General features: G+C 78.3%; 1 pseudogene. It reads right to left on the bottom strand.

The annotated features are described in order from the left end of the window. Positions 1–764 (bottom strand): annotated as a pseudogene (locus tag ABD308_RS31280) (eCIS core domain-containing protein); the annotation flags it as partial.

Here is a 764-nt window from a genome sequence, read left to right as displayed (position 1 = left end):
GCCCGCCGACCGGGGCGGGCGCCTCCACGGCGGCGGACGCCTCTACGGCAGCGGGCGCCTCCGGCGCCGTCTCCGGTACGGCGGTGGGCGTTTCCTCGTCGGCGGTGGGCTGCCGCGCCGGCTGGGCGGGCTCGCCCTCGTCAGGTGCTGCCTGCTGCGCGTCCTGCTGCTCCTCCGGGTGGGCCTCCTCGTGCTCCAGGTCGCCGCCCGGCTCCTGTTCCTGCCCCTGCTCCTGCCCCTGTTCCGGCCGGTCGGCAGGCTCGGTGACCGGCTCGGGCGTCTGCGCGCCGTCCACGTCGGCCGGGCGGTGCTCGGCGGCCTCGACCAGTTTCAGCAGCCGGGTGTGGTCCGAGGACGGCAGCCGGTCCGCCAGCCGTTCGAGCACCGAGGCCTGCAACTCGGGGGCGAAGCGCGCGAGCTGCAGCCGGACCCGCCCCGAGGAGTCGGTCGGGTCGCCGCGCAGCGAGCGCAGGATGCCGGCCGCCAGCCGGTCGACCAGGGTCGCCGGATCGAGCCGCTCGGTGCGGAACCGGTCGGCGTCGACGGTCGCGTAGCGGAGCCAGCCCGGGGTCGCGCCCGGCGTCGCCGTCGCCGGGCGGTCGTCCCGTGCGCCGTGCTCCGCCTCCCGCTCCATCGGGTCCTGCGGCAGGCTGACCGCGCCCAGGTCGCGGCCGGCCCGCAGCGCGCCGAGCGGGTTCGGGGCCTGAACGGTGTGCAGCAGTTCGTGGGTGAGCAGCCGCCGACCGTCCTCGGCGGCCGGCCGG

Origin of the sequence: Kitasatospora putterlickiae (assembly GCF_039527695.1) — a bacterium.
In the GTDB taxonomy this organism is placed as follows: Bacteria; Actinomycetota; Actinomycetes; order Streptomycetales; family Streptomycetaceae; genus Kitasatospora; species Kitasatospora putterlickiae.
This window is presented reverse-complemented; position numbering and strand designations above follow the sequence as displayed.